A 22,830-nucleotide genomic window follows, 5' to 3' on the forward strand; every position below is an offset into this window, starting at 1 on the left:
TGAATGGCCCGGCAGCAAAAAGCCGACCCGTTGGGGTCGGCTTTTTGCCGTAGCGCTAAGGCCTAACCTCGCGTATCGTTGAATGATGTCGTGTGGACGTCGGCAGCGACACGCGAAGCGGAGTCTTCGCCTTGCATTTCGCGCTACTGGCTTTGGACCTAGCGGTTGTCGGCCTTGGCCACGGGCAGGGGTTTGCGGGGCAGCTTAGCGTTGCGCATGGCGGCCTGGTACACGAACGAGGCTACCACTACTGAGGCCTGTTTAAGGTCGTCGGCGGGTAGGCGCTCGTAGGTGTCCATGTTGGTGTGGTGGGTGCGGGTGCCGTAGTCGAGCGGGTCCTGGATGAACTGGAAGCCCGGCAAGCCCACCGCGTCGAAGGACAGGTGGTCGGTGCCGCCGGTGTTGCGCAGCGTAACGGTAGTGGCCCCCATATCGGCGAAAGGTTTCAACCAGTCGGCAAAGATAGGTGCGGCGGCCTCGTTGCCCTGGGCGTAGATGCCGCGGATTTTACCGGCTCCGTTATCAAGGTTGAAGTAGGCGGCCAGCTTCTCGTGGTCGGGTAGCAGCTGCATGGTGGCGGGGTCGGCGAAGTGGTTTTTCACGTAGCCCCGCGAGCCGAACAGGCCCTCCTCCTCCTCGCCCCACAGCGCAATCCGGATGGTGCGGCGCGGCTGCACGCCGGCCGCTTTCAACAGGCGCATGGCCTCCATCATCACGGCGCAGCCGGCGGCGTTGTCGGTGGCGCCAGTGGCGGCGTGCCACGAGTCGAGGTGGGCACCCAGCATCACTACTTCGCTCTTGAGCTTGCGGTCGGTGCCGGCAATTTCGGCCACTACGTTGTAGCCTTTCAGATCTTTGTCCTGAAAGTGGGTGCGGGTTTCCAGCTCAATTTCCACCGGAATACCGGCTTCCGAAAGGCGGATGAGGCGCAGCAGGTCTTCGGGCGCCATTTCCACCTCGGGCAGTACGGGCTTGGCGTCGGCGGCGTAGGGCGCGCCGTTGGAGGTGAAGAACGTGCCGTCGGAGCCGCCGCGGGTACTTAGGATGGCGGCGGCGCCTTCGGTCTGCACCATTTCCAGCAGCTTGGTGCGCAGGGCGAACTGGGCGCGGCGGTTTTTCAGCTGCTCATCGGCCTTGGGGTCGGCGGGCTTGGGCGTGGCGGCGGGGGCTTCGGGCTTGTAGTCGGCCATTTTTTGCAGCGCCTCATCGGTGTGGCGCCGGGCGTCGGGCTCGAAGGAGGGCTTGGGCGGGTTGGCCACGTCGAGCAGCACGATTTTGTCGCGCAGCTGGCCCTTGTACTTGTCGAGGTCGGCTTCGGAAGCCGCTTTCACCACCATCACGCGCTTTTTGAGCGCGCCGTTGGTGCTCGGCGTCCAGGCCTTGGGCGCCCCGATGAGGGCGTGGTAGTAGGGCGCCGTCATGGCCAGGTACGACTTGTCGATATCCCAGCCACGGCCGAAAGTACCCCACGCTTCCACGTTGGCCTTGGTCATGCCCCAGTCGGCGAGCTGCTTGCGGGTCCACTCATTGGCGCGGGCCAAACCGTCGGAGCCCGCCAGGCGCGGGCCGCTCACGTCGGTGAGGTAGAAGGCCGTTTCCATCACTTTGGAGCGGCTCAGTCCTTCATCTTTGATTTTGGCAAGCATGGCTGGGTCGGCTTTGGTGCCGGTGCCCGACTGGGCCAACGTGGGTGCGGCAACGGCCAGCGAACCGGCCAGCGCGAGGTAACGGAAGGTGTTCAGCATACAGGAAAGTGGAGATGGGAGAATTGGGAAGCAGCCCAAAAACCCCGAAAAAACGTCGGAGTTGCAGCGCGCTGGCGCCCGAAAACCGGCTGAAGATCGGGCGCGCGGCTGAATCAACAGCTCCCGCCCGGCAACTCCCGCCCCTCAGCCCGCGTCTAATCGGGTTCATGCTTACCCCGATCAGATGAGTCTTTGGGAAATTATCCGGCGCCTGTACCCCTACGTGCGGCCCTACCGCAACCTGGTAATAGCCACGCTGCTGCTCACGCTGGTTGGCTCGCTGGCGGCTCAAGTAAACCCCTTCGTGCTGCGCTACACCGTGGATACCGTGCAGGATTTGCTCGACCGCAACCAAGGCCTGGCCCAGGGCACGCGCCTACTGCTGCTGGTGAGCGGGGTGCTGCTGGGCAAGGAAATCATCAACACCTTCATCCAGTTCGGGCAGCGCTACTTCGGCGAGAAAATCCGCATCAGCGTGTCGGGCCGCCTGATGCATGAGGCTGTGCAGCGCGTGGTGAGCTATCAGCTGGGCTTCTATGCCGACAACGGCAACCAGACCGGCAAGCTCCAGACCCGCATTGACCGGGGCGTGGAGAGCCTGATGAAACTGGTGCAGAATTTCTTTATTGACATTCTGCCGCTGTTTGCCAACTCGCTGGTGGCGCTGGTGGTCATGTTCGTGGCCAACCTGTACGTGGGGCTGGTGGCCGTGGCGGTGCTGCCGGTGTACTTCTGGCTGAGCTTCCGGCAGGCCGACCGCCTCAACGGCACCCGCCGGGCACTGCGCGGTTTGCGCGAGGCCCGCAGCCAGGGCCTAGTCAACCTGATTGATTCGGCGGTGGTCATTAAAAGCTTTGTGCGCGAAGATTATGAGGTCAGCAAGCAAAACCAGCTCCAGGACGAGTTGCAGGCCGCCCAGCTCCAGACGCGCCGCACCAGCTTCCGCTACGACGGCCTGAAAACCTTCACCGAGCAAATCGGCGTGGTGCTCATCATCATCCTGACGGCCTACTTGGTGCTCGACCGGCAGATGTCCATTGGGGCCATCATGTTCCATATTCTGCTGTTCAACAACGTGTCGGCCCCCATCCGGCAGTTGCACCGCATTTACGATGAGATGAACGATGCCCTCACCTATTCCGAGGGCTTCTTCGAAATTCTCGACGCCCGGAACGCCGTGGAGCCCACTGGGCCGCTGCAACCGGCGCACCTGCGCGGCACTTTCGATATCTGCAACGTCGATTTCACGTATCCCAGCGGCATCCAGGCGCTGCACGACGTTTGTCTGACGATTGAGGCCGGCAAAACCACCGCCCTAGTGGGCCTGAGCGGGGCCGGCAAAAGCACCATCATCAACCTGCTCTGCAAATTCTACGCCCCCGACCGCGGCCAGATGCTGCTCGACGGCCAGCCCCTGGCCGATTACGACACCCACGCCTTGCGCCGGCAAATTGGGCTGGTGCTCCAGAAAAACCACATTTTCAAGGGTACCATCGAAGAAAACATCCGCTACGGCGTGATGGATGCCACGCTCGACCAGATTAAGCATGCGGCCCGGCAGGCCTACCTGCACGACCAGATCATGGAGTTGCCGAAAGGCTACCAGAGCGACGCCCAACAGCTGTCGGGTGGGCAGCAGCAGCGCATTGCCATTGCCCGGCTGTTCCTCAAAGACCCGCCCATCATCTTCCTCGACGAGCCCACCGCCTCGCTCGACGCCATTGCCACCGAGCAAATCAAGAACTCGCTCGACGCCATCAAGCAGGGCCGCACGGTGGTCATCATCTCCCACAGCCTTGCCCAAATTGTGGACGCCGACTGCATCTACGTGATGAAGCAGGGCCGCATGGTGGAAAGCGGCACCCACGAGCACCTCTACGACCTGCGCGGCACCTACCGCGAAATCTTCGACGCTTCGGCCCGCAGCCTCAATATCGAAAAATTGGCCCGCGTGCTGGTCGATGACGAGGATGAGGTGGGCGACACGGCGGGGTGAGACGAAAGCTGGCGACAGCCGGTTGACTTTTCGGCGGGCCAATTTATAAGGTCGGCTGTTGTAGATCCTCCCACTGCGTACATGGTGGGGCATACTGTACAAATCCAAACTCCGAAATATGAATAACTGTGCTTTAGTAGTCGGTGCCAGCGGCATCATCGGCAGCAACCTGGCCCGCGAGTTGCTGGCCCACGACTGGCCCACCTACGGCCTGTCCCGCTCGCCCCGCCCCGACGACGTACCCGGTCTGCAGCCTGTGGCCGCCGACCTACTCGACCCTGCTAGCCTGGAAACGGCTCTCGCCGGCCTCGCACCCACCCACGTGTTCATCACCACCTGGATGCGCCAGGAAACCGAGGCCGAAAACATCCGTGTCAATAGTCTGATGATTCGTAATCTGCTCGATGTGCTGGCGCCCCAGCAGTCGGTGCAGCATGTGGCACTGGTTACCGGGCTCAAGCATTATCTGGGGCCGTTTGAGGCCTATGTGAACGGGGGCACCCCACCGCCCACGCCCCTGCGCGAGGAGCAGCCCCGCCTGCCGCTCGACAACTTTTACTACGCCCAGGAAGACGAAGTGTACGCCGCCGCCGCCCGCAACGGCTTCACCTGGAGCATTCACCGGCCCCACACCATCATCGGCAAGGCCGTGGGTAACCTCATGAACCTGGGTACCACGCTGGCCGTGTACGCCTCTATCTGCCGCGAAACCGGCCGCCCCTTCCGCTGGCCCGGCTCAGAAGCCCAGTGGAACGGCCTCTCCGACGTAACCGACGCCCGCATCATTGCCCAGCAACTACGCTGGGCCGCCACCGCCGAAACCGCCCGCAACGAGGCCTTCAATATCGTGAACGGCGACGTATTCCGTTGGAGCTGGCTATGGCCGCGCTTGGCCGCCTGGTTTGGGATAGAAGCAGTGGGTTTTGATGGCACCATTCATCCATTGGAAACCGAAATGAGCGCCGACGCCCCCGTGTGGCGCGGCATAGCCGACCGGCACCACCTGGCCGAGGCCGACCTCAGCCGGCTGGCTTCCCCCTGGCACACCGACCTCGACCTGGGCCGCCCCATTGAGGTGATGACCGACATGACCAACAGCCGCAAGCGCGGCTTCCTGGCCTACCAGACCACCGAGGACTCGTTCTTCGACCTGTTCGCCCAGCTCCGCACCGACCGTTTGATTCCGTAAAGCCGGCGAAGCATAACACTGCACCATGGTGACGTCGCAACTGAGCTCCAATTTGCACGAATAGCCCCCTGTAAGCATGATGCACGGCCTATCGGCAATCGTCGTACAGCATTTGCAACCAAATCATCAACGCACCGGCCCACAGTCCCGATAGCAGATAGCCATGCCAGTTGCGGGTATCTGCTTGCGGGATTGTGGGCCGGCGCGTTGTCGGGCCCGCTGCTACTGCTGACTGCCCCGTACACCCGGCCGTATGACTCCATCTTGCTGTCAACCTACCTTTGTGCCACGCCGGACCAGCCGCGCCCAAAGCTGCTGTTTTGCACGCATTATTGCTTATGAACTGGCTTTTTACTTTCTGCTCGCTTCTGCTGCTCATCACAGTTGTTCAAGCCCAGCCAACGTCCTCACTCACGCGGACCATCCAGCTTCCCACCGAGTTGGCCAACCGTGAAAACCAATTCTCCGGGCTCTGCACCTACCGCGGCCAGTTACTGCTCCTCTCAGAAAGCCGCCTCCAAGAGCAGGCCGAAGCGAAAGTATACGGCTTGGCCCTTACCGACCTCGACCGGCAGCTGGCCGGTTCGACAGCGGCGCTGCCCTTCCGCAAATACACCATCCAAGGCCTCGACAAAGCCAAGGCTCAGATTGACAGCGCCAAGGCCATTTACGAAGGGCTGGAGGGCTTGACCCTGCTCCGCGACACGCTATATTTTTCTATTGAAACGGTTACGGCAGCCCCGAATTGCTACCTCGTGCGGGGCGTACTGGATGAAGCCCAAAACGTCATTCAACTCGACGGCAGTTACCTACTACCGCTGCCCAAGCCGCTGCTGCCCGACGGCACCCACGCCTACAACGCGGGCTTCGAGGCACTGGCAGCTTATCGAAACCGCGAGTTGCTGGCGCTGTTCGAGTACAACTACTTGCCCCGCGCCAACTACGCCTTGGCGCTGCGCCAACGCACTGCCCGGCTCGTGGCGCTGCCCCCGCTGCCCTTCCGGGTCACCGATATAAAGCCCGTTGGCCGCCGCCTCACGGCCATCAACTACTTCTTCAATGGCGCCTCCGATACCGTGTACCGCATGGCTCCGCCTGACCCCAACGCCCGCCTGATTCAGGACAGCATTGGCCATTACCAAAGCTACAGCCGCCTCATCAGCCTGCGCTACAAACGCCACGGCATAACGTGGAAGCCGCTGCTGACGTTACCCGCCGAATACCAGACCTACAACTGGGAAGGCCTAGCCACTTATAAACGTGGCTATTTCCTGGTCAACGACAAGTACGGCCCCTCGGGCCAGTCGACGCTGCTGTATTTACGGCGGCGATAGGGAATGGCCGATATAGAGTTGCTATTATTTCGACTGTAAAGTGCTGTTAAGCTTGCTCCTTTAAATTGAGCAGCCGTAGGTCTTCGGCATCCTTGGCCCGGCCGGTGCTTGCTTTATTCTTTCGCAAATCATGGATGCTGATAACCGCGACTGGAACACCATCCAGCACACTGGCCTGGCGGGCTGGATAGCAATCGGCAAATGCAACTCCCTCAATTGAAGTCAACAAGTCAATGCGCACCGGACTCACGCCAAGCTGAATAACAGTATCAGGCTCCAACAAATCGGAGGCACTGTAGCCGAGGCTGTTAAGACCGAAATCAGCCAGCACAAGCAACAAACGGGCGATATTTTCGGGGGTTTGGTTTACCCAGAAATCGATGTCGCCGGTGTTGCGTACGACGCCGTAGCGAGCCAGGGCGTAGGCCCCTACGACCAAGTATTCAACTCCACGGGCGTTTAAAAACTCGACAAACTCTTTGTAGTCGGGGCTGAGTTGGTTGGCTTGCATGAGCGGCGAAGTACGAGAAGGAGAAGCCTATCTGACGTATTATTTCTACGGCCGCCATACGCTCAGCAGGCATTTTGGTGAGCCAGTAAGCCACGTCCTCCGCATCTTGGTCGGCGTGCAACGTGGTTTTGCGGGTGGCAGTACGATCTAGACGAAACATAAGGGAAGATACGACTTTTGGACGGGCGGCTCAAAACAGCAACGCCCGACCATATTGGCCGGGCGTTGCTGTTTATCAGAAAGAGAGGCGAATTATTGCTTGGCGTTCGACATCAATTCCACGATTTCCTCCGAGATACCAGTGGTGCTGAAGCCGCCGTCGTGCATGAGGTTCTGCATGGTTACGTAGCGGGTCAGGTCCGAGAACAGACTCACCACGTAGTCGGCGCAAGCTTCGGCTGGGGCGTTGCCTAGGGGCGAAAGGCGGTTGGCGTACTCGTAGAACGCATCGAAACCGCTGATGCCGGTGCCGGCCGTGGTTTTGGTGGGCGACTGCGAGATGGTGTTCACGCGCACTTTTTTGAGTTTGCCGAGGCGCTGGCCGTAGCTGCGGGCAATGCTTTCGAGCATAGCCTTGGCCTGCGACATATCGGTGTAATCGAGGAAGGCACGCTGGGCGGCAATGTAGCTCAGGGCTACGGCCGAGCCCCACTCGTTGAAGGCGTCCTGCTTTTCGGCTACGGCCAGCATTTTATGAAACGAGAGGGCCGACACGTCGAGCGTCTTCTGGTACCATTCGTAATTCAGTTCGCCGTAGTGCTTGCCCTTGCGGATATTGGCGCTCATGCCAATGCTGTGCAGCACGAAATCGAGCTTGCCGCCGAGGTGCTCTTGAGCCCCCGAAAACAACTTTTCCAGATCCTCCATCGAGGTAGCATCGGCCGGGATAATCAGGGCCTCGCACTGCTCGGCGAGCTTGTTGATTTCGCCCATGCGCATGGCCAGCGGGGCGTTGGTGAGCACGAAACGGGCACCTTCGGCGTGGGCTTTCAGCGCTACTTTCCAAGCAATAGATTCTTCATTGAGCGCGCCGGAAATGATACCGACTTTGCCCGCGAGCAGGTTAGACATTGGTTTTTGGTTTATCGTTTTTAGTTTTTGATCAGCTCAACATCTTCCAAAGCATGCTGCTAGCAGCACTCCAGACCGCGTTTGAGAGCCCAAGTTTACAATATTACCACCAACCAAAAACCAAAAACTAAAAACCAGCCCTCTACCCCGCCATTTCCACGCCGCGCAAGGCCAGTAGCTCGCGGGCGCTCTGGGTGGCGTGCAATGTGGGGTTAGCACCGGAAATCATCTGGGCAATTTCGTGGATACGCTCCTCCTGGCTGAGCTGGCGGATGCGACTTACGGTGCGGTCGGCACGGTCTTCCTTGTACACGAAATAGTGGGCGTCGCCGGCAGCGGCCATCTGGGGCAAGTGGCTGATGGCAATCAGCTGATGCTTCTTGGCCATTTGCTGCATCATGCGGCCCACTTTGAGCGCAATTTCCCCGCTGATGCCGGTATCAATTTCGTCGAACACTATCGTCGGCAGGGCCGTTTTGTCGGCCAGCATGTACTTAATGCACAGCATGAGGCGCGAAAACTCGCCGCCCGAAGCGGCTTTGCTCAGCGTTTGGGGTTCGGCGCCTTTGTTGGCCGTGAACAGGATGCTGATTTCGTCGATGCCGCTGGCGGCGGGGGCACCGGCCTCATGCCGCACCACAATGCGGGTATGCGGCATGCCCAGGTCCATGAGCAACGCGGCCAGTTCCTTCTCGAACTTGGGGAATACTTTGCGGCGGGCTTCCGAGAGGCGCAACGCCTGCTTCTGCACCGTGGCCAGGGTGGCTTCCACATCGCGGCGCAAACGGCTAATTTGCTTGTCGAGGTTGAGCACCGAGCTGACCTTGTCGCGTAGGTCGGCGCGGACGGCCAGTAGGTCCACCACGTCGCGCACCTGGTGCTTGCGCTGGAGGCTGTAAAGCACGTTGAGGCGGCTCTGCAGCTCGTCGATGCGGGCCGGGTCGCCCTCGGTGCGGCGCTCCACCTGCTCAATTTCGTCGGTAATGTCGCGTAGCTCAATCAGGCAGCTGTCGAGGCGGTGGCGCAGGTCTTTTACGGGCTCCGAGTAAAGCGCAATCTGGCCCAATAGCACGGCCGCATCTTTCAGGGCGCCGGTGGCGCAGTATTCGCCCTCGCTCAGGCTTTGCAGGGCGTGGGTGAGCTTGTACTTGATTTCCTCGGCGTGCTCCAGCTCTTTTACTTCCTGCTCCAGCTCGTCCTGGCGCTCATTGTCGAGGTTGGCTTCTTCCAACTCATTGAGCAGAAAGCTATGGTAGTCGAGCTCTTTGTTGGCCTGGGCTACCTGACTTTCGAGGGCCGAGAGGTCGGTTTCGAGCTTGCGGTACTGGCGGTAGGCGCTGCTGTACTGAGTGCGGGCAGGCACCAGATTGGCGTACAAATCCAGCAGATTCAACTGAAATACGGCATCGCCGAGCAGCAGCGTATCGTGCTGGGAATGAATGTCCATGAGGTTGGCCCCGATGTTGCGCAGAGCTTCCAGCGTCACGGGCGTATCGTTCACGAAAGCCCGGCTCTTACCGGCCGGACTCAGCTCCCGGCGCAGAATGCACTGCTGGTCGTAGTCGAGGTCCTCGGCCTCAAAAATATCGCGCAGCTGGTAGCTACTAATATCGAAATGCCCCTCAATCACGCACTTCTTGTTCGTGTCGAAGAGCATCCGCGAGTCGGCGCGGTTGCCGAGCAGCAGGCCGATGGCGCCCAGCATAATGGACTTACCGGCACCCGTTTCGCCGGTAATGATGTTGAGCAGGGCCGAAGGTTTCATCTCCAGTTTCTCAATTAGGGCGTAATTCTGAATTCGTAAGTCAACCAGCATACCGAAAAACGTGAAGGCCGGAGCGCCGGCCGTGGCTACTAAGATGCAGCTACGGCCCCGTTTCAAACGGCCCGACCTAGCAGCGTTAGCAAAGCTACTAGTTCGGTTAGTCAGATGCTATTTATTTTCGCAATAAAGCCTAAACAAGCTGTTAGCCTTTAGCTGATAGCTATCAGCTGACGTTCATTGCAAGCTGATAGCTCACTCACACGCTACGGCTGCTGCATAATCGCCTGATACTTCGACGAGTTGGTGGGGTCGGTATCGGTGAGCAGCGTAACCAGATCGGCTTTAAGCTGCTGGTCGGTGCTGGTGCGGAAGACGTTGGAAATCTCACCGGCTTTGGTAGTGAAGAAGGCCCGGGCCAACAGCGTACCGGGGCGGCGCTGCACGGCTTTCTGCACCCCCTGCAACGCGGTAAACATGCTGGTGCGGGCCTCGTCGGGCTGGGTGATGAACACGTCCATACCCTTACGGTAGTAGGCGTACATGCCGCTGCGGAAGGCTTCCAGCTGGGGGTCCTGGAGGTTGTTGAGCAGCCAGTAGCGGTTGCCGTTGTTGTCGTCTTTCCAGCCGCCGTCCGACTCGTTGGTGATGTTCTGGGAAGCGGCGTTGGTGAGTACCGTGCGGGCTCGGTCGTAGTAGGGGCTGCCGCTCAGGGGCGCGAAGCTGTCCTGGTCCATGCCGATGATGATGTAGGCATAGAAAGTCAGCAGCGAGGAAAGGTTGCCGACGAACGTATTCTCGGAGTATTGCGGCGGGGTCTGGGGAGCATAGTTGAACGTCCAGCCCTTGTCGGCAAAACTTAGCACGTTGCTCTCGTAGCCAGTGCCGTACACCGGGCGGGTGCTCAGAATCCGGACGGTGGCCTGGTAGGTGCCGTTCTGCGGAATGGCCGTGATGCCTACGAAGAATTTACAGTTGATTTTCTCCTCGGGCCGGTACACGCGGTTGGTGAAGGCGCGGCCATTCAGGAACGTCTGCATGTCGCTCTGCATCTGCTTTACCAGTTGCTGATCAGAAATCGTGACGTTCTGCGCGGTCACATTCACCTCGGCTAGCAACTCCTGCGCCCGGGCCGGATGAATGAGCAGCAATAACGGCAGCAGCAACAACGAAAGCTTACGCATGGCGAAGAGTTAGGCGGGCGAGCACGGCGGCCACAATATCGCGGGCCACCTCGGTTTTAGGTTTCAACCCGAACGCCGTCACGCGGCCTTCGGGTTCAAGCAGGGTTACCTGGTTGGTATCGTGGCGGAAGCCAGCCCCCGCATTGCGCAGGGAATTAAGCACCACCAGATCGAAATTTTTGCGTTCGAGCTTGCCCAGCGCGTGGGCCTGCTCGTTCTCGGTTTCCAACGCAAAACCGACCGAAAATTGTTCGGCCCGTTTAGTTTTCCCGAGTTCGAAGGCAATATCCACGTTTTTTACCAGCTCCAGGGTAAGCGTGTTGCCGCTCTTCTTGATTTTCTGGGTCGCTACCTCAGCAGGCCGGTAGTCGGCCACAGCGGCGGCAAATACCCACACATTGGCCGCCGACGCGACGGCAGTAGCAGCGGCGAACATCTCGGCGGCCGTCTGCACCCGCACAGTGGTAATGCGCGGGTCCGTCGGGTTGGGCAAGTTGGTGGGGCCGCTGACGAGTGTTACCACCGCACCCTCGGCCGCGAAGGCCTCGGCCAGCGCGTAGCCCATTTTGCCGGTACTATGGTTGCCGATAAACCGTACCGGATCAAGTGGTTCGTAAGTCGGGCCAGCCGTAATGAGGACGCGCATGCTTGAGTAATGAGAAGGGAGAAGTGGGAATTCCGTCCGCACGGCTTCTGTATTCCCAATTATCAATTGGATGCAATCAGTTCTTAATTCTTAATTCCTTACCCAATTCCGCTATGATGGCTTCAGGCTCCAGCATGCGGCCAGGGCCGTTGAGGCCGCTGGCCAACTCGCCGGCCGGCGACTCCCAGACCGTGACGCCGTACTCGCGCAGGCGGCGCAGGTTGCCCTGGGTAGCCGGGTGCTGGTACATGTCGAGGTCCATGGCCGGAGCCACAAACACAGGGCAACGGGCCGAGAGGTACACCGCATCGAGCAGTGTGTCGCAGAAGCCGCCGGCTAGGTGGGCCAGGGTGTTGGCCGAGGCGGGGGCCACCACTAACGCATCGGCCCAGAGGCCCAGCTCCACGTGGTTGTGCCACTCGCCAGCCTGCGCATCTTTCAAAAAGCCCTGCAAGACTGGGTTTTTCGACAGCGTGGCCAACGTGAGCGGCGTTACGAAAGCAGCGGCAGCAGGCGTCAGAATAACCCGTACTTCGGCTCCGGCCTTCACCAGCAGCCGCACCACCAGGGCCGATTTATAGGCGGCAATACTCCCACTCACTCCCAGCAATATTTTGCGACCATGCAGCGTATCGGGCATATTATAGAATGAAGCTGTTTAGAAAGTCAGATGAACGTCATGCTTGCTCTGGCATCCGCTTGCCGAAGCATCTCTACCGCTTCGTAGCAGTCGTTCAACAAAGCGGTAGAGATGCTTCGGCTGCGCGGACGCTAGATGAAGCATGACGTGCTGATTGATTCCGGCGACTTTCTAAACAGCTTCAACGGCTTGAATGATGCAGGGCTGGGGCACCGAGCTATGGAGCGGCCCGAATATAAAACTGCCCCCCGGCAAACCTCTGGGGCGTAGGGCCTCCCCTGGCCCTACATGCCAAAGCCTCCCCGCCGCCCAATGCTCCGGCAGACGGGGCAGGCAACGGGGAGGCCAATAGTGGGCAATGCCGGTGGTTACGCCTCCTTTTCGGCTTCCTGCTCGGGCATACTGAAGTAGATTTTACCCTCCAGGAATTCTTCTACGGCGAGGTTGGTGGGCTTGGGTAGCCGCTCGTAATGCTTGGAAATTTCGATTTGCTCGCGGTTTTCAAACACTTCTTCGAGGTTGTCGACGGTCGTGGCAAACTCGGCCAGCTTGCCGTTCAGCTCTTCCTTCAGCTTCACGGAAATCTGGTTGGCCCGCTTCGAAATGATGGCCAAGCTCTCGTACACATTGTGGGTTTCATTGGTAAAATCCGTCATGTTGCGTGTCACGATGGAAGCGGGGACGCTGTTGGGAGTCTTCATATGGGTAAAATCAAAGGGTTCAGATTGAAAAAAATAAGCCAGCAGCCACCGGGTTTGTAAGGCCCGCCGACAGCTGTTACTTGGCCACGACCGTAGCGGCCGCCTTCATTTTGGCCACCTCGTCGCGGGCCGAGTCGTACATACGCTCGGCACTCTTGAGGTCTTTACTCTGGGGGAAGTTATCAATGAAGGTCTGGTAGAAGGCCAAGGCTTCCAGGTAGCGCTCCTGCTGCTTCTCCGGTACGCTTTCCTTAGCCATATCGTATTGGGCGCTCAGCTTCAAAAAGGCCGCCTGCTCGCCGTAGGCTGAGGCCGGGTATCCTTGCTGGAAGCCGGTAAATGCCGTTACGGCCGACTGGTAGTAGCGCAAATCGTAGTAGAGCTTGGCCGCCAGAAACGCCTTGTTCTCCAGCTTCTTCTGCAACTCCTGCGACATGCTCTCGGTCTCAACCCGAAACTTGCTCTCGGGGTAGCGGCGCAGAAACTCCTGAATCACTTCCAGGGCCGTGTACGTGTTAGTCTGGTCGAGCTGGAACGAAGGCGAATCCTTGAACAGCGACTTAGCCTGCATGAAGTAGGCCTCCTCGGCGTACTGAGAGTTGGGGTACGTGTCGTGGAAGTTCTTGAAGTAGTAGGCGCCGAGCGTGTAGTTGCGCTGGCGGTAATTGGTGTTGGCGAAGTAGAATTGGGCCTTCTCGGCCTCAGGACGGCCTTTGAGCAACGGAATCAACTCTTCGAGCAGCGTACCGGCCTTGAAGAAGTCTCCCTCCTCGTAGTAACGGATGGCCGCTTCGTACTTCTTATTCACATCGGTGCTCTTGAGCAGCTTCTGGTAGCCGGAGCAGGCGCTGAATAGCAGGGTAGTAAGCAGCAGAACGAAGAAAGCAGGACGGAATGACAGCATAAGGGCGCAAAGGTACGAATAATCGGTTGTCGGTTGGTTGGCTGTCAGCTGAAGGAACGTCATGCCGAGCGAAGTCGAAGTATGTCTACCGCAAGGGTAAACCTGTCGGCCACAACTAAGCGGTAGCGATGCTTCGATTGCGGCTGTGCCTTCGCGGACGCCGGATGAAGCATGACGTTCTTCAAGCTAAGTGCCAACTCATTTTCGGGTTGACTTGGCCGCGGGCTTCTTGGCCGACGCGGCTTTTTTGGTGGTGGTAGTCTTTTTGGGAGCCGGAGCGGCTTTCTTCTTGGGTTTGATCGGAAGCGGGAAATGTTTGCCTAGGGTTTGGCGGCGGGTGGGCCGGTCTTCGGGCCGCCACCGGAAATCCTTGAGTCGGGCTTCCTCAGCTTTAAGCTCGTTGGGCGGAATGAACTTGGCTTCGGGGTTAGTGATGAGGCTGATGGTTTGAAGCTTGCTGTCGGCGAAGCGCAGCGCCATGGTGGCCGAAAGCGACCTGTTGACGCCCGACACCGCCGTGTCACCCTCCAGAGCATAATAAAGGCTCTCGGCGTTGCCAAGCACATCAATTTTTTTTATCGCCTTCTCCCCGAAGTAGGCAATCATGGTGCGGCCCTTCACCTGGTTGAAATTGAGCAGTGTGTCTTGCCCGATGCTGAAGGCATGCCCGAACAGGCGGAGCTGGTCGACTTTGCCCCGGCGCTGCCGGATTTCCATCGAGTCGGCCGTGAGCTGGTTGTTCTTGTTCCACAGCACCGGGTCGTGGCTGAGGTAGATGATGGAATCTTGGCGGTCGTAGGTCAGCGAGTCGGCCCGGCCCTGCAAGTCGGAGCGGAAGATGCGGGCCTGGGGGTAGGCGTAGATGACGCCCGCCTTATTAAGCGGGGGCCGACCCTCGATGCTCACCAGCGTGTCGGCGGCCAGATAGAGCGTGTCCTGGCCATTGATGTTGCGCATCACCGGCCGGCCGCCGTACACTTTGGCGCGGCCCTGGGCCCGCCAGTAGCGCCCCACGTCGCCCCGAATTTCGAGGTTATCCTTCTTGGAAATCATCGACACCTTGCCCGTAGCCACACCGTACTCCGTCAGCTCGTTATAAAATAGCTGGTCGCCGCCGAGCAGGTAGTTGGGCGTTTCGATTTTAGCGTTGCGGCCGAAGTTGGCCACTTTGGTAGCCGTGTTATAGGTGCCGTTTTCGGCGTACAACGTTTTATCCTTGCCCTTGATGCGGGTGGGGCCAAAGAAGTAGGCCACCTTGCTGATGGTGTTGTATTGCAGCGTGTCGGTGTTGATGGTGTTTTCGGGCGTCAGCAGCTTTACGTTGCGCTTGAAGCTAAATACCTTGCTCACGGTGTTGTAGTAGCCGAACTGGCTGTCGAGCGTGTTTTTAGGGTCCTGGAGGTGGCCGCCGGTGCTATAATAGGCCAAGTTGTTGGCCAGGTTGTAATCGAGTAGCTGGGTGGTGAGCGTCATGCGCGGGTCGCGCAGGGTTACGTTGCCCGTCATGCGGGCCTTGCGGGTGTCGCCGTCGTAAGTGCCCCGGTCGCCGGTAATCGTGATGGTATCGTTCTGGATAATGCGCACGTTGCTGAACGCCTCAATGGCGTTGCGCTCCAGGTATTGGTACATCGAGTCGGCGTAGAGCAGCGTGGTACCCTGGCGCAGGCTCACGTTGCCCAGCAGCTTACGGATTTCGATGCCGTTGAATGTGCCGCCCTCCAGCGCGTTGGCCGTAATCAGCTCGATTGGCTGGCCTTTGGGGGGTGTGGTGGCCGGACGTTGCTGGGCGCGGCTCAAGGCCGGCAGCAAAAGCAGAAAAAAGAGAAAAACAGACTTGGAAAGCGACATTTCGGCGCAAAGGTACGGAAGAGGTGCTGCTAACGCGTTTCTTTGTGGAATAGTACGATTGGCCGTGGCTGGAACTTTCGAACTAGGGCTAAAAACTAGTTCCCTTCCTTGGAAGATTCCGCGCATCAAGCGGCGTGGGCTAGGGGTGGTTGACTGACGTTGAACAGTTACCCCCGAACAGCCCTGCCAAATCGTGCTGCCAGCATCAACCACCCCTAGCCCCTCCTTTCCAAGGAGGGAAACTAGTTTTTAGCCTTCTAGTTACCGACTCCATGCTCGACCGAATTCAATCCTTCATTCAGGAACAAGCCCTCTTCTCCCCCACCGACACCCTGCTGGTCGCCGTCAGCGGCGGCCTCGACTCGGTGGTGCTGGCCGACGTGCTGCACCGGCTGGAGCAACCGTTTGCGGTGGCTCACTGCCACTTTGGGCTGCGCGGCGAGGAGGCCGATGCCGATGAGGAGTTCGTGCGCAAGCTGGCCCAGCAGTACAAGGTGTCCTACTTCGCCGAGTTCTTCCAGACCAAAAAGTTCGCCGAGCAGGAAGGCATTTCGACCCAGATGGCGGCCCGGGCGCTGCGCTACGAGTGGTTCGAGCGGGTGCGGGCCCAGCAGAAATACGCCTACATCGCCACGGCCCACCACCAGCGCGACACGGCCGAAACCATGCTGCTCAATCTCACTCACGGCACCGGGCTGGCCGGACTGCACGGCATCCGGCCCAAAACCGGCCACTTGGTGCGGCCGCTGCTGGGCGTGAGCAAGCCCGATTTGTTCGATTACGTGGTGGAAAACCGCCTCATCTGGCGCGAGGATGCCAGCAACGACTCGCCGGTGTACCAGCGCAACCGCCTGCGCCTGGAGGTACTGCCGGTGCTCCGCGACATCAACCCCAACCTCGACCATACCATGAGCATCACGGCCGAGCGGGTGGGTGCGGCCGAGGAAATCGTGCGCCGCTACGTGGCCGATACCGCCGCCCAAGCCCAGCGTACCGAACCCGAAGCCACCTACCTCGATATCCGGCTGCTGCAAAAAACGGCCGCTACCACCCTGGTCCTGCACGAGCTACTGCGGCCTTTCGGCTTCTCCTACGTGGTGACCAAGGACATTGTGCAGAGCTTCGGGGCCGAGCCGGGCCGCCGCTTCGAGTCGGCCACGCACCTGATGGTCAAGGACCGGGAGCAACTCGTCATCACGCCGCGCCGGCTCAGCCAGTTCGGCACCCACCAGCTCCAAGCCGGTCAGGAAGCCCTCAAAATAGATGGCCTGCACCTGCGCACCGAGCTGCTCGAAGTGCCCGAAGGCTACGAGCCGCCCCGGGGTAAAGCCGTGGCCGCTCTGGATGCCGACGCGCTCAAGTTCCCGCTCACGGTGCGCGCCTGGCAGGAGGGCGACTGGTTCATGCCCATCGGGATGAAGGGTAAGAAGAAGCTGAGCGACTTCCTCATCGACCAAAAAGTACCCCTCAATCTCAAAGACAACGTGCAGGTGCTGGTATCGGCCGACGGCAAAATCGCCTGGGTTATCGGTATGCGCCCCGACGACCGGTATAAGGTGACAGCAGAAACGGAGCGGGTGCTGGTGGTGCGGCGGATGTAGGGTGGGGAAGTGAGAAGTGAGAAGTGAGAAGTGAGAAAAGGAACATCATTCTGAGCGAAGGCGCAGCCGCAGTCGAAGAATCTCTACCGCAATGGTAACCCTATTGGCTGCAACGAAGCGTTAGAGATTCTTCGACTGCGGCTGCGCCTTCGCTCAGAATGACGTGCTTCTTTTAGAGACGCGTCGCTCAAATTGAGGTCCTATTTCAACTTCTCCCCTCTGCTGCCTCACTTCTAAACTCTAAGCCGTAGCTTTACGCATCCCAATAATTCACACCCAAATTCCACCACTCAATGAAAGTTACCGTAGTTGGAGCCGGCAATGTAGGCGCGACCTGCGCCGATGTACTGGCCACCCGCGAAATTGCCAACGAGATTGTACTGGTTGACATCAAAGAAGGCTTCGCTGAAGGCAAAGCCCTCGATATCTGGCAGAAAGCCCCCGTTATTGGTTACGATTCCCGCACCGTAGGCGTAACCGGCGACTACAGCCGCACCGCCGATTCGGACGTGGTGGTAATCACCTCGGGCCTACCCCGCAAGCCCGGCATGAGCCGCGACGACCTGATTTCGACCAACGCCGGCATCGTGAAATCGGTGACCGAGCAGGTGGTAAAATACTCCCCCAACGCCATCATCATCATCGTCAGCAACCCGCTCGACGTCATGACTTACCAGGCCCACCTCACCTCTGGTCTATCCCGCACCAAGGTGTTCGGCATGGCCGGCATCCTCGACACGGCCCGCTACCGTGCCTTCCTGGCCGAGGCCCTCAACGTAAGCCCTAAAGACATTCAGGCAGTCCTGATGGGTGGCCACGGCGACACCATGGTGCCCTTGCCCCGTTACACGACTGTAGGCGGTATTCCCGTAACCGAACTCATCGGTAAAGAGGAGTTGGACGCCATCGTGCATCGCACGGCCGTAGGCGGCGGTGAGCTGGTGAAACTGATGGGCACGTCGGCCTGGTACGCGCCCGGCGCGGCCGCCGCGCAAATGGTGGAGGCCATCGTGCGCGACCAGCGCCGCGTGTTCCCCGTGTGCGTAAAGCTGGAAGGCGAGTACGGCATGGACGGCGTTTACCTCGGCGCACCCGTTATCCTGGGCAAAAACGGCATCGAGAAAGTAATTGAGTTGCAACTCAACGACGACGAGAAGGCCCTGCTCGAAACTTCGCGCGGCCACGTGCAGGAAGTAATGGACGCCCTCGACAAGATGAACCAGGCCAACGCCTAGTTTTTTGTGGCGTGATTAGGTGACAGCCTTTAGCTGTTCAGTTTCATTCTAGAACTCCAAAAAGCCAAACGGCCGCCCTGCATTGTGCAGGGCGCGTTTGGCTTTTCCAGTGTGGGCCATATAGCTACTTGCAAACTCTTGTGCTTGCATCAGCCCGAAAATCAATAACAGCACAACCAATCAATACAAAGTAGCTTCCAGAACGAATCAGTGTTATCTGCACCATCTGTAACATGTGTGATTTATTGCTGGCTGGCTTTGAACAGCTTCTGCTTTTCTTCCTTGGAGAGGCTTTCGTAGCCGGAGTGGGAAATCTTGTCGAGGATAAGGTCGATTTCGTCTTCGCCAGGCTTGGCGGGGGTGCTTTTGCGGCTGGCCGTAGCGGTTGGGGCCGCAGCAGAGGCTGTAGAGGAAGCACCCCGGTGCGTAACGCGCAGGTTGGGGCGGCCCGAGAATAGCCGACCCACCCAGTCGCCGACCGCTTGCACGGGGCGGCCCAGGTCGCGGCCCGCCTGGAGCTGGCGAATGAATACAAAGCCCAGCAAGGCCCCGCCAATATGAGCCAGTCCGCCCCCAGGGTTGCCCTGGTTGATGGCCAGTACGGAAAGCAGAATAACCACGGCGGCAATGTATTTGATGCGCACCGGACCCAGTAGAATCAGGCTGAACTGGTACTCGGGCATAAGCGTGGCGGCGGCCATAATAACGGCTGTAACGCCCGCCGACGCCCCAATCAGCGGGATGCCTAAGCTGGGTCGCAGGGCCGGAATCAGGTTGAAAGCCAGCAGGAACGCGACTGCCCCCGCCAATGCGCCCAGCACGTACACGCTCACCAGCCGCCGGTCGCCGAGGTACTCCCGGACCAAAGCCCCGAAAAAGTACAGGTTCAGCAGGTTGAACAGAATATGTAGGAAGCCTTCGTGGGTGAAGGCGTAGGTCAGGATAGTCCAGGGGTGGCGCAGCAGCGACGGCAGATCGGAGGGTAGCACGAACTGCCGGATGACGTTGGGATAATACTGTCCGTAGGTGCCCGTGAGCTTCATTATAGCTTCGGTGAGCACCAGAAACACGAACACCAGCACGTTGATTAACAGCAGCTGGTTGAGGGCATTGTCGCGGCGGCTGAAGGCCGTGCGAATATCATGGAAAACACTCATGGGGGCTGATTCGTTTTTGGTTACTCGCTTTCCGTTGCGGGGTTTCCGTAGTTCGACTGGCTCATCAAAACAAACTAACCTGGCCGACGGAAGCCAAGCGGCAGGAAGCAGACAACGAATTAATAAAACTGGGTTCGGTTCCGTTCCCAGAGCATAACCAGTACGAAACCCACGGCCAGCCCGGCCAAGTGCGCAAAGTGAGCCACGTTGTCGCCGGGGGCCTGATGAATACCACCGTACAGCTCGTAGAGCCCGTAAAGCGGCACAAAGTATTTGGCCTTGATGGGAATGGGCAGCGGGAAAATCATGAGCGTGGTGTTCGGGAACAGGTACGCAAAAGCGAACAGCAGCCCGAACAACGCCCCCGACGCGCCCAACATTGGCCCGTTGAGACTGCCCATGTACACTTCTTCCATCGAGGTAAGCACCCCCTGAATCAGGCTCTGGTCGGCGGGCGTGGCGTGGAGCTGGCGCACGATGGGCTCGAAGGCCGGGGCGTAGGGCTTGGCATTGTTGTCCACGAAATCCTGCAGGTTGATATCGGACGGGTCCTGGCGGAACACTTCGATATCCTGGCGCATGTTCTTGATTTCGTAGTAGCGCAGGCCCGAGTAGAGGATGCCCGCGCCGAGACCGCAGATCAGCCAGAAGGTGAGGAAGCGCTGCCCACCCCAGCGCTGCTCCAGCAACGGGCCGAAGGCAATCAGGCCAAACATGTTGGAGAAGATGTGCCCGATACCGGCGTGCATGAACATGTAACTCAGGTACTGCCAGGGCTGAAAATAGGCCGAGGCAATGGGATACAGCGCCAGAAAGCTGAGGTTGTTGGGTAGGTTGGTGGCCAGCAGGAAAATCACCACGTTGGCGATGAGCAGGTTGCGGACCGTCGGGGTCAGTTGAAACATAGAAACAAGAACAGCATACGGGGCGAAGCGCTGCTTCGCCCCCTCAAAGATGATACTACGAAACGAACAACCGCCCGGCAGGTTAAAAGATGTTTGGGCGGGAGGTAGTAGAAAAGTAGCGCGCGCCGAAGGACAGCGCTACTACCCAAATAGCTCCCGCAACTGGCCCAGTTCCAGCATTACAATGGTACGGCGGCCGTCGGGCGTGTAGTTAGGCACGGAACAGGCGAAAAGCTTATCGACGATGGTTGTCATTTCGCGCTCCGAGAGGCGGGCCCCGGCGGCGCTGGTGGCCACCCGGCGGGCCAGGGCCCGGGCCATCTGCTCGCGGCGGTCGAGCTTTACGGGGCCGCCGTTGCGGAACTGCTCGATGAGACCTTCCAACAGCTCCTTCTCGTCGCGGGCGGGCACATCGGCCGGGATGCCCTCCACGGCAATGGTGTGGCGGCCGAAATCGGTGAACCGGAAGCCCAGGGCTCGCAACGCCTCTTCCACTTCGCGCAGAATGGCAAAATCCTGGGGCGTGAAGGTGATGGTACGCGGAAACAGCAGCGTCTGGGAGGCACTCACGTCGCGCTCCAGGGCCTGGGTATACTGTTCGTAGAGAATCCGCTCCCGAGCCGCTACCTGATCAATCAGCATCATGCCCGACTTCACGGGCACCAGCAGAAACTGCTGGTGCAGCTGCAACACCTTGTTGCCCGGCCCGGTGCTCGACTCGCGTAGCGGCAGCTCGGGCGAGGCCGTGGCCGCCGTGCCAGGCAGCACTAGCGGCGCGGCTGCCTCCGGCACTTCGTCCATCGGGTCTGCCAACAATTCAGCCGAGGCGGTAGAGGCAGGCGCAACAACGTTGGCCAGGAGCATCTCTCCCGTTTCGGGGTCCACGTTGGCCGGCAAGGCTTCCAGAATTGGCACTTTGGGTACGCTCACGCCGGCGGCGGTGGCCTCGTGCTCCACGTCGGGCAGGCTCACCCGGCTCAGGCTGCGGTAAAAAGCTTCCAGTTCCTGCTTGGCCTCCTCTGTGGGCCGGGGCGTAAGGGGCCGCTCAAACGCGCTGCCGCCCCGGTTGGGCCGCGGATTCACGAGGTTATTGGCGGCATTGGCCGCGGCAGCCAGCGCATCGGGCCGGCCCGCGCTATCGGAGCGCGGGCGCTCGTTGCCCCCCATGCCCAGGGGCTGAATGGCCCCGAAGTTCACATCGCCCGCAAAATCGAGCGAGGGTGCCATGTTGTGCAGCCCCAGGCTCTGCTTCACGGCCGAGCGCACAATGGCGTACACCGTCTTCTCATCCTCGAACTTGATTTCGGTTTTGGTAGGGTGCACGTTGATGTCGATGCTCTTGGGGTCGAGCTCCAGAAACAGCACGTAGAACGGGTGGGTGTCTTTGGGCAGCAGGCCCTCGTAGGCCGTCAGCACGGCGTGGTTGAGGTAGGCCGAGCGGATAAAGCGGTTGTTGACGAAGAAAAACTGGTCGCCCCGGCTTTTCTTGGCCGACTCGGGCTTGCCAATGAAGCCGCGCACGGTCAGAAACGGTGTTTCCTCCTCTACTTGGGCCAACTGCTCCTTATAGCCGTTGCCGAGCAACGCCACAATGCGCTGCCCGAGCTTACCGGCCGGCAGGTTGAACACCTCCAGGTCGTTTTGAAACAGCGAAAACGAAATCTGCGGATTCGCCAGCGCCACGTGCTGAAACTCGTCGAGAATATGGCGCATTTCTACCGCATTGCTCTTGAGGAAGTTGCGGCGCGCCGGCACATTGAAAAACAGGTTTTTCATGCTGATGCTCGTGCCATCGGGGCAGGCTACGGGCTGCTGGCTGGTAATCTGCGAGCCCTCCACCAGCAGCAGCGTGCCGGTGTCCTGGTCGCGGGTTTTGGTGCGCAGTTCCACCTGGGCTACGGCCGCAATAGAAGCCAGCGCCTCGCCCCGGAAACCCAGCGTACGGATGCGGAACAGGTCCTCGGTCGTGCGGATTTTACTCGTGGCGTGGCGCTCCAAGCTCATGCGGGCATCGGTGGGGCTCATGCCAGCCCCGTCGTCCACTACCTGCACGAGCTGCTTGCCGGCCTCCTTCACGATGAGCTGCACCTGCGTGGCGCCGGCATCGACGGCATTTTCGAGCAGCTCCTTTACGGCCGAAGCCGGGCGCTGCACCACTTCGCCGGCGGCAATCTGGTTGGCCAGGTACTCGGGTAGCAGTTGGATGATATCAGCCATTCTTTGAGGTAATCTGTCTATACGTTACGAAAAGGCCATCGTGCGGAGCAGCAATAAAGCACCTGGGTTGCCCCGTTGCCGTGCCAGCCAGCCGATGGGTTTATAGGGCAGTGGCGTTGGGTTGGTGCTAGCTCCGCCTCCGCTTAGTACAATGGACTTTTCCACTTCTATTCCATTTTCAACC

General features: G+C 59.6%; 18 protein-coding genes. 5 read left to right on the top strand and 13 right to left on the bottom strand.

The features are described from left to right. Positions 1-158: 158 nt before the first annotated feature. Positions 159-1,745: a M28 family metallopeptidase gene (locus CDA63_RS09385; protein WP_088464196.1), complete on the bottom strand. Its 1,587-nt coding sequence runs from the start codon at positions 1,743-1,745 to the stop codon at positions 159-161. Between the two features lie 184 nt (positions 1,746-1,929). On the opposite strand from CDA63_RS09385, the gene CDA63_RS09390 reads away from it, so the two are divergent. The 3 genes from CDA63_RS09390 to CDA63_RS09400 all read left to right on the top strand — a co-directional run bounded on the left by CDA63_RS09390 (position 1,930) and on the right by CDA63_RS09400 (position 6,264). Next, a complete protein-coding gene (locus CDA63_RS09390) occupies positions 1,930-3,741 on the top strand; it encodes an ABC transporter ATP-binding protein (RefSeq protein WP_088464197.1) in 1,812 nt (603 codons plus the stop codon). Positions 3,742-3,859: 118 nt separating this feature from the next. After that, positions 3,860-4,930, top strand: coding sequence for an SDR family oxidoreductase (locus tag CDA63_RS09395; RefSeq protein WP_088464198.1), 1,071 nt, complete (start codon positions 3,860-3,862; stop codon positions 4,928-4,930). A gap of 338 nt (positions 4,931-5,268) precedes the next feature. After that, on the top strand, positions 5,269-6,264 hold the full coding sequence (locus CDA63_RS09400) for a hypothetical protein (protein ID WP_088464199.1): 996 nt from the start codon (positions 5,269-5,271) through the stop codon (positions 6,262-6,264). 46 nt (positions 6,265-6,310) lie between these two features. On the opposite strand, the gene CDA63_RS09405 is transcribed toward CDA63_RS09400, so the two are convergent. The 9 genes from CDA63_RS09405 to CDA63_RS09445 all read right to left on the bottom strand — a co-directional run bounded on the left by CDA63_RS09405 (position 6,311) and on the right by CDA63_RS09445 (position 15,531). Beyond that, entirely contained in the window at positions 6,311-6,775 is a 465-nt protein-coding gene (locus CDA63_RS09405; RefSeq protein WP_088464200.1) for a nucleotidyltransferase, read from the bottom strand. A 252-nt stretch (positions 6,776-7,027) separates the two neighbouring features. Then, on the bottom strand, positions 7,028-7,846 hold the full coding sequence (locus CDA63_RS09410; RefSeq protein WP_088464201.1) for an enoyl-ACP reductase FabI: 819 nt from the start codon (positions 7,844-7,846) through the stop codon (positions 7,028-7,030). A 142-nt stretch (positions 7,847-7,988) separates the two neighbouring features. Further along, the gene (gene recN / locus CDA63_RS09415) at positions 7,989-9,662 is read right to left on the bottom strand and encodes a DNA repair protein RecN (protein ID WP_088464220.1); all 1,674 of its coding nucleotides are present in this window, start codon (positions 9,660-9,662) and stop codon (positions 7,989-7,991) included. Positions 9,663-9,874: 212 nt separating this feature from the next. Further along, positions 9,875-10,792, bottom strand: a complete 918-nt coding sequence (gene porD, locus CDA63_RS09420; protein ID WP_088464202.1) for a type IX secretion system protein PorD — start codon at positions 10,790-10,792, stop codon at positions 9,875-9,877. Further along, the gene (locus CDA63_RS21740) at positions 10,785-11,438 is read right to left on the bottom strand and encodes a phosphopantothenoylcysteine decarboxylase domain-containing protein (protein ID WP_088464203.1); all 654 of its coding nucleotides are present in this window, start codon (positions 11,436-11,438) and stop codon (positions 10,785-10,787) included. The genes porD and CDA63_RS21740 overlap by 8 nt, the downstream gene beginning before the upstream one ends. 76 nt (positions 11,439-11,514) lie before the next feature. Next, positions 11,515-12,078, bottom strand: coding sequence for a flavoprotein (locus tag CDA63_RS21745; protein ID WP_088464204.1), 564 nt, complete (start codon positions 12,076-12,078; stop codon positions 11,515-11,517). A gap of 368 nt (positions 12,079-12,446) precedes the next feature. After that, positions 12,447-12,779, bottom strand: a complete 333-nt coding sequence (locus CDA63_RS09435) for a DNA-directed RNA polymerase subunit omega (protein WP_088464205.1) — start codon at positions 12,777-12,779, stop codon at positions 12,447-12,449. 76 nt (positions 12,780-12,855) lie between these two features. Then, entirely contained in the window at positions 12,856-13,683 is an 828-nt protein-coding gene (locus CDA63_RS09440) for an outer membrane protein assembly factor BamD (protein WP_088464206.1), read from the bottom strand. A 198-nt stretch (positions 13,684-13,881) separates the two neighbouring features. Continuing rightward, entirely contained in the window at positions 13,882-15,531 is a 1,650-nt protein-coding gene (locus CDA63_RS09445; protein ID WP_165768251.1) for an OstA-like protein, read from the bottom strand. Between the two features lie 272 nt (positions 15,532-15,803). Between CDA63_RS09445 and tilS the strand changes: the two genes are divergently transcribed. After that, a complete protein-coding gene (gene tilS / locus CDA63_RS09450; RefSeq protein ID WP_088464208.1) occupies positions 15,804-17,132 on the top strand; it encodes a tRNA lysidine(34) synthetase TilS in 1,329 nt (442 codons plus the stop codon). A 293-nt stretch (positions 17,133-17,425) separates the two neighbouring features. Beyond that, positions 17,426-18,367, top strand: a complete 942-nt coding sequence (mdh, locus tag CDA63_RS09455; RefSeq protein WP_088464209.1) for a malate dehydrogenase — start codon at positions 17,426-17,428, stop codon at positions 18,365-18,367. A gap of 242 nt (positions 18,368-18,609) precedes the next feature. On the opposite strand, the gene CDA63_RS09460 is transcribed toward mdh, so the two are convergent. From CDA63_RS09460 to mutL, 3 genes are all read right to left on the bottom strand, one after another. Beyond that, positions 18,610-19,524 carry a rhomboid family intramembrane serine protease gene (locus tag CDA63_RS09460; RefSeq protein ID WP_088464210.1) on the bottom strand — a complete coding sequence of 305 codons (915 nt, stop codon included), beginning with the start codon at positions 19,522-19,524 and terminating at the stop codon, positions 18,610-18,612. A gap of 119 nt (positions 19,525-19,643) precedes the next feature. Further along, positions 19,644-20,429, bottom strand: coding sequence for a rhomboid family intramembrane serine protease (locus tag CDA63_RS09465; RefSeq protein WP_088464211.1), 786 nt, complete (start codon positions 20,427-20,429; stop codon positions 19,644-19,646). A gap of 141 nt (positions 20,430-20,570) precedes the next feature. After that, positions 20,571-22,646, bottom strand: coding sequence for a DNA mismatch repair endonuclease MutL (gene mutL, locus CDA63_RS09470; protein WP_088464212.1), 2,076 nt, complete (start codon positions 22,644-22,646; stop codon positions 20,571-20,573). Positions 22,647-22,830: the final 184 nt, after the last annotated feature.

The sequence above is a fragment of the Hymenobacter amundsenii genome (assembly GCF_002204745.1).
GTDB classification, from domain to species: Bacteria; Bacteroidota; Bacteroidia; order Cytophagales; family Hymenobacteraceae; genus Hymenobacter; species Hymenobacter amundsenii.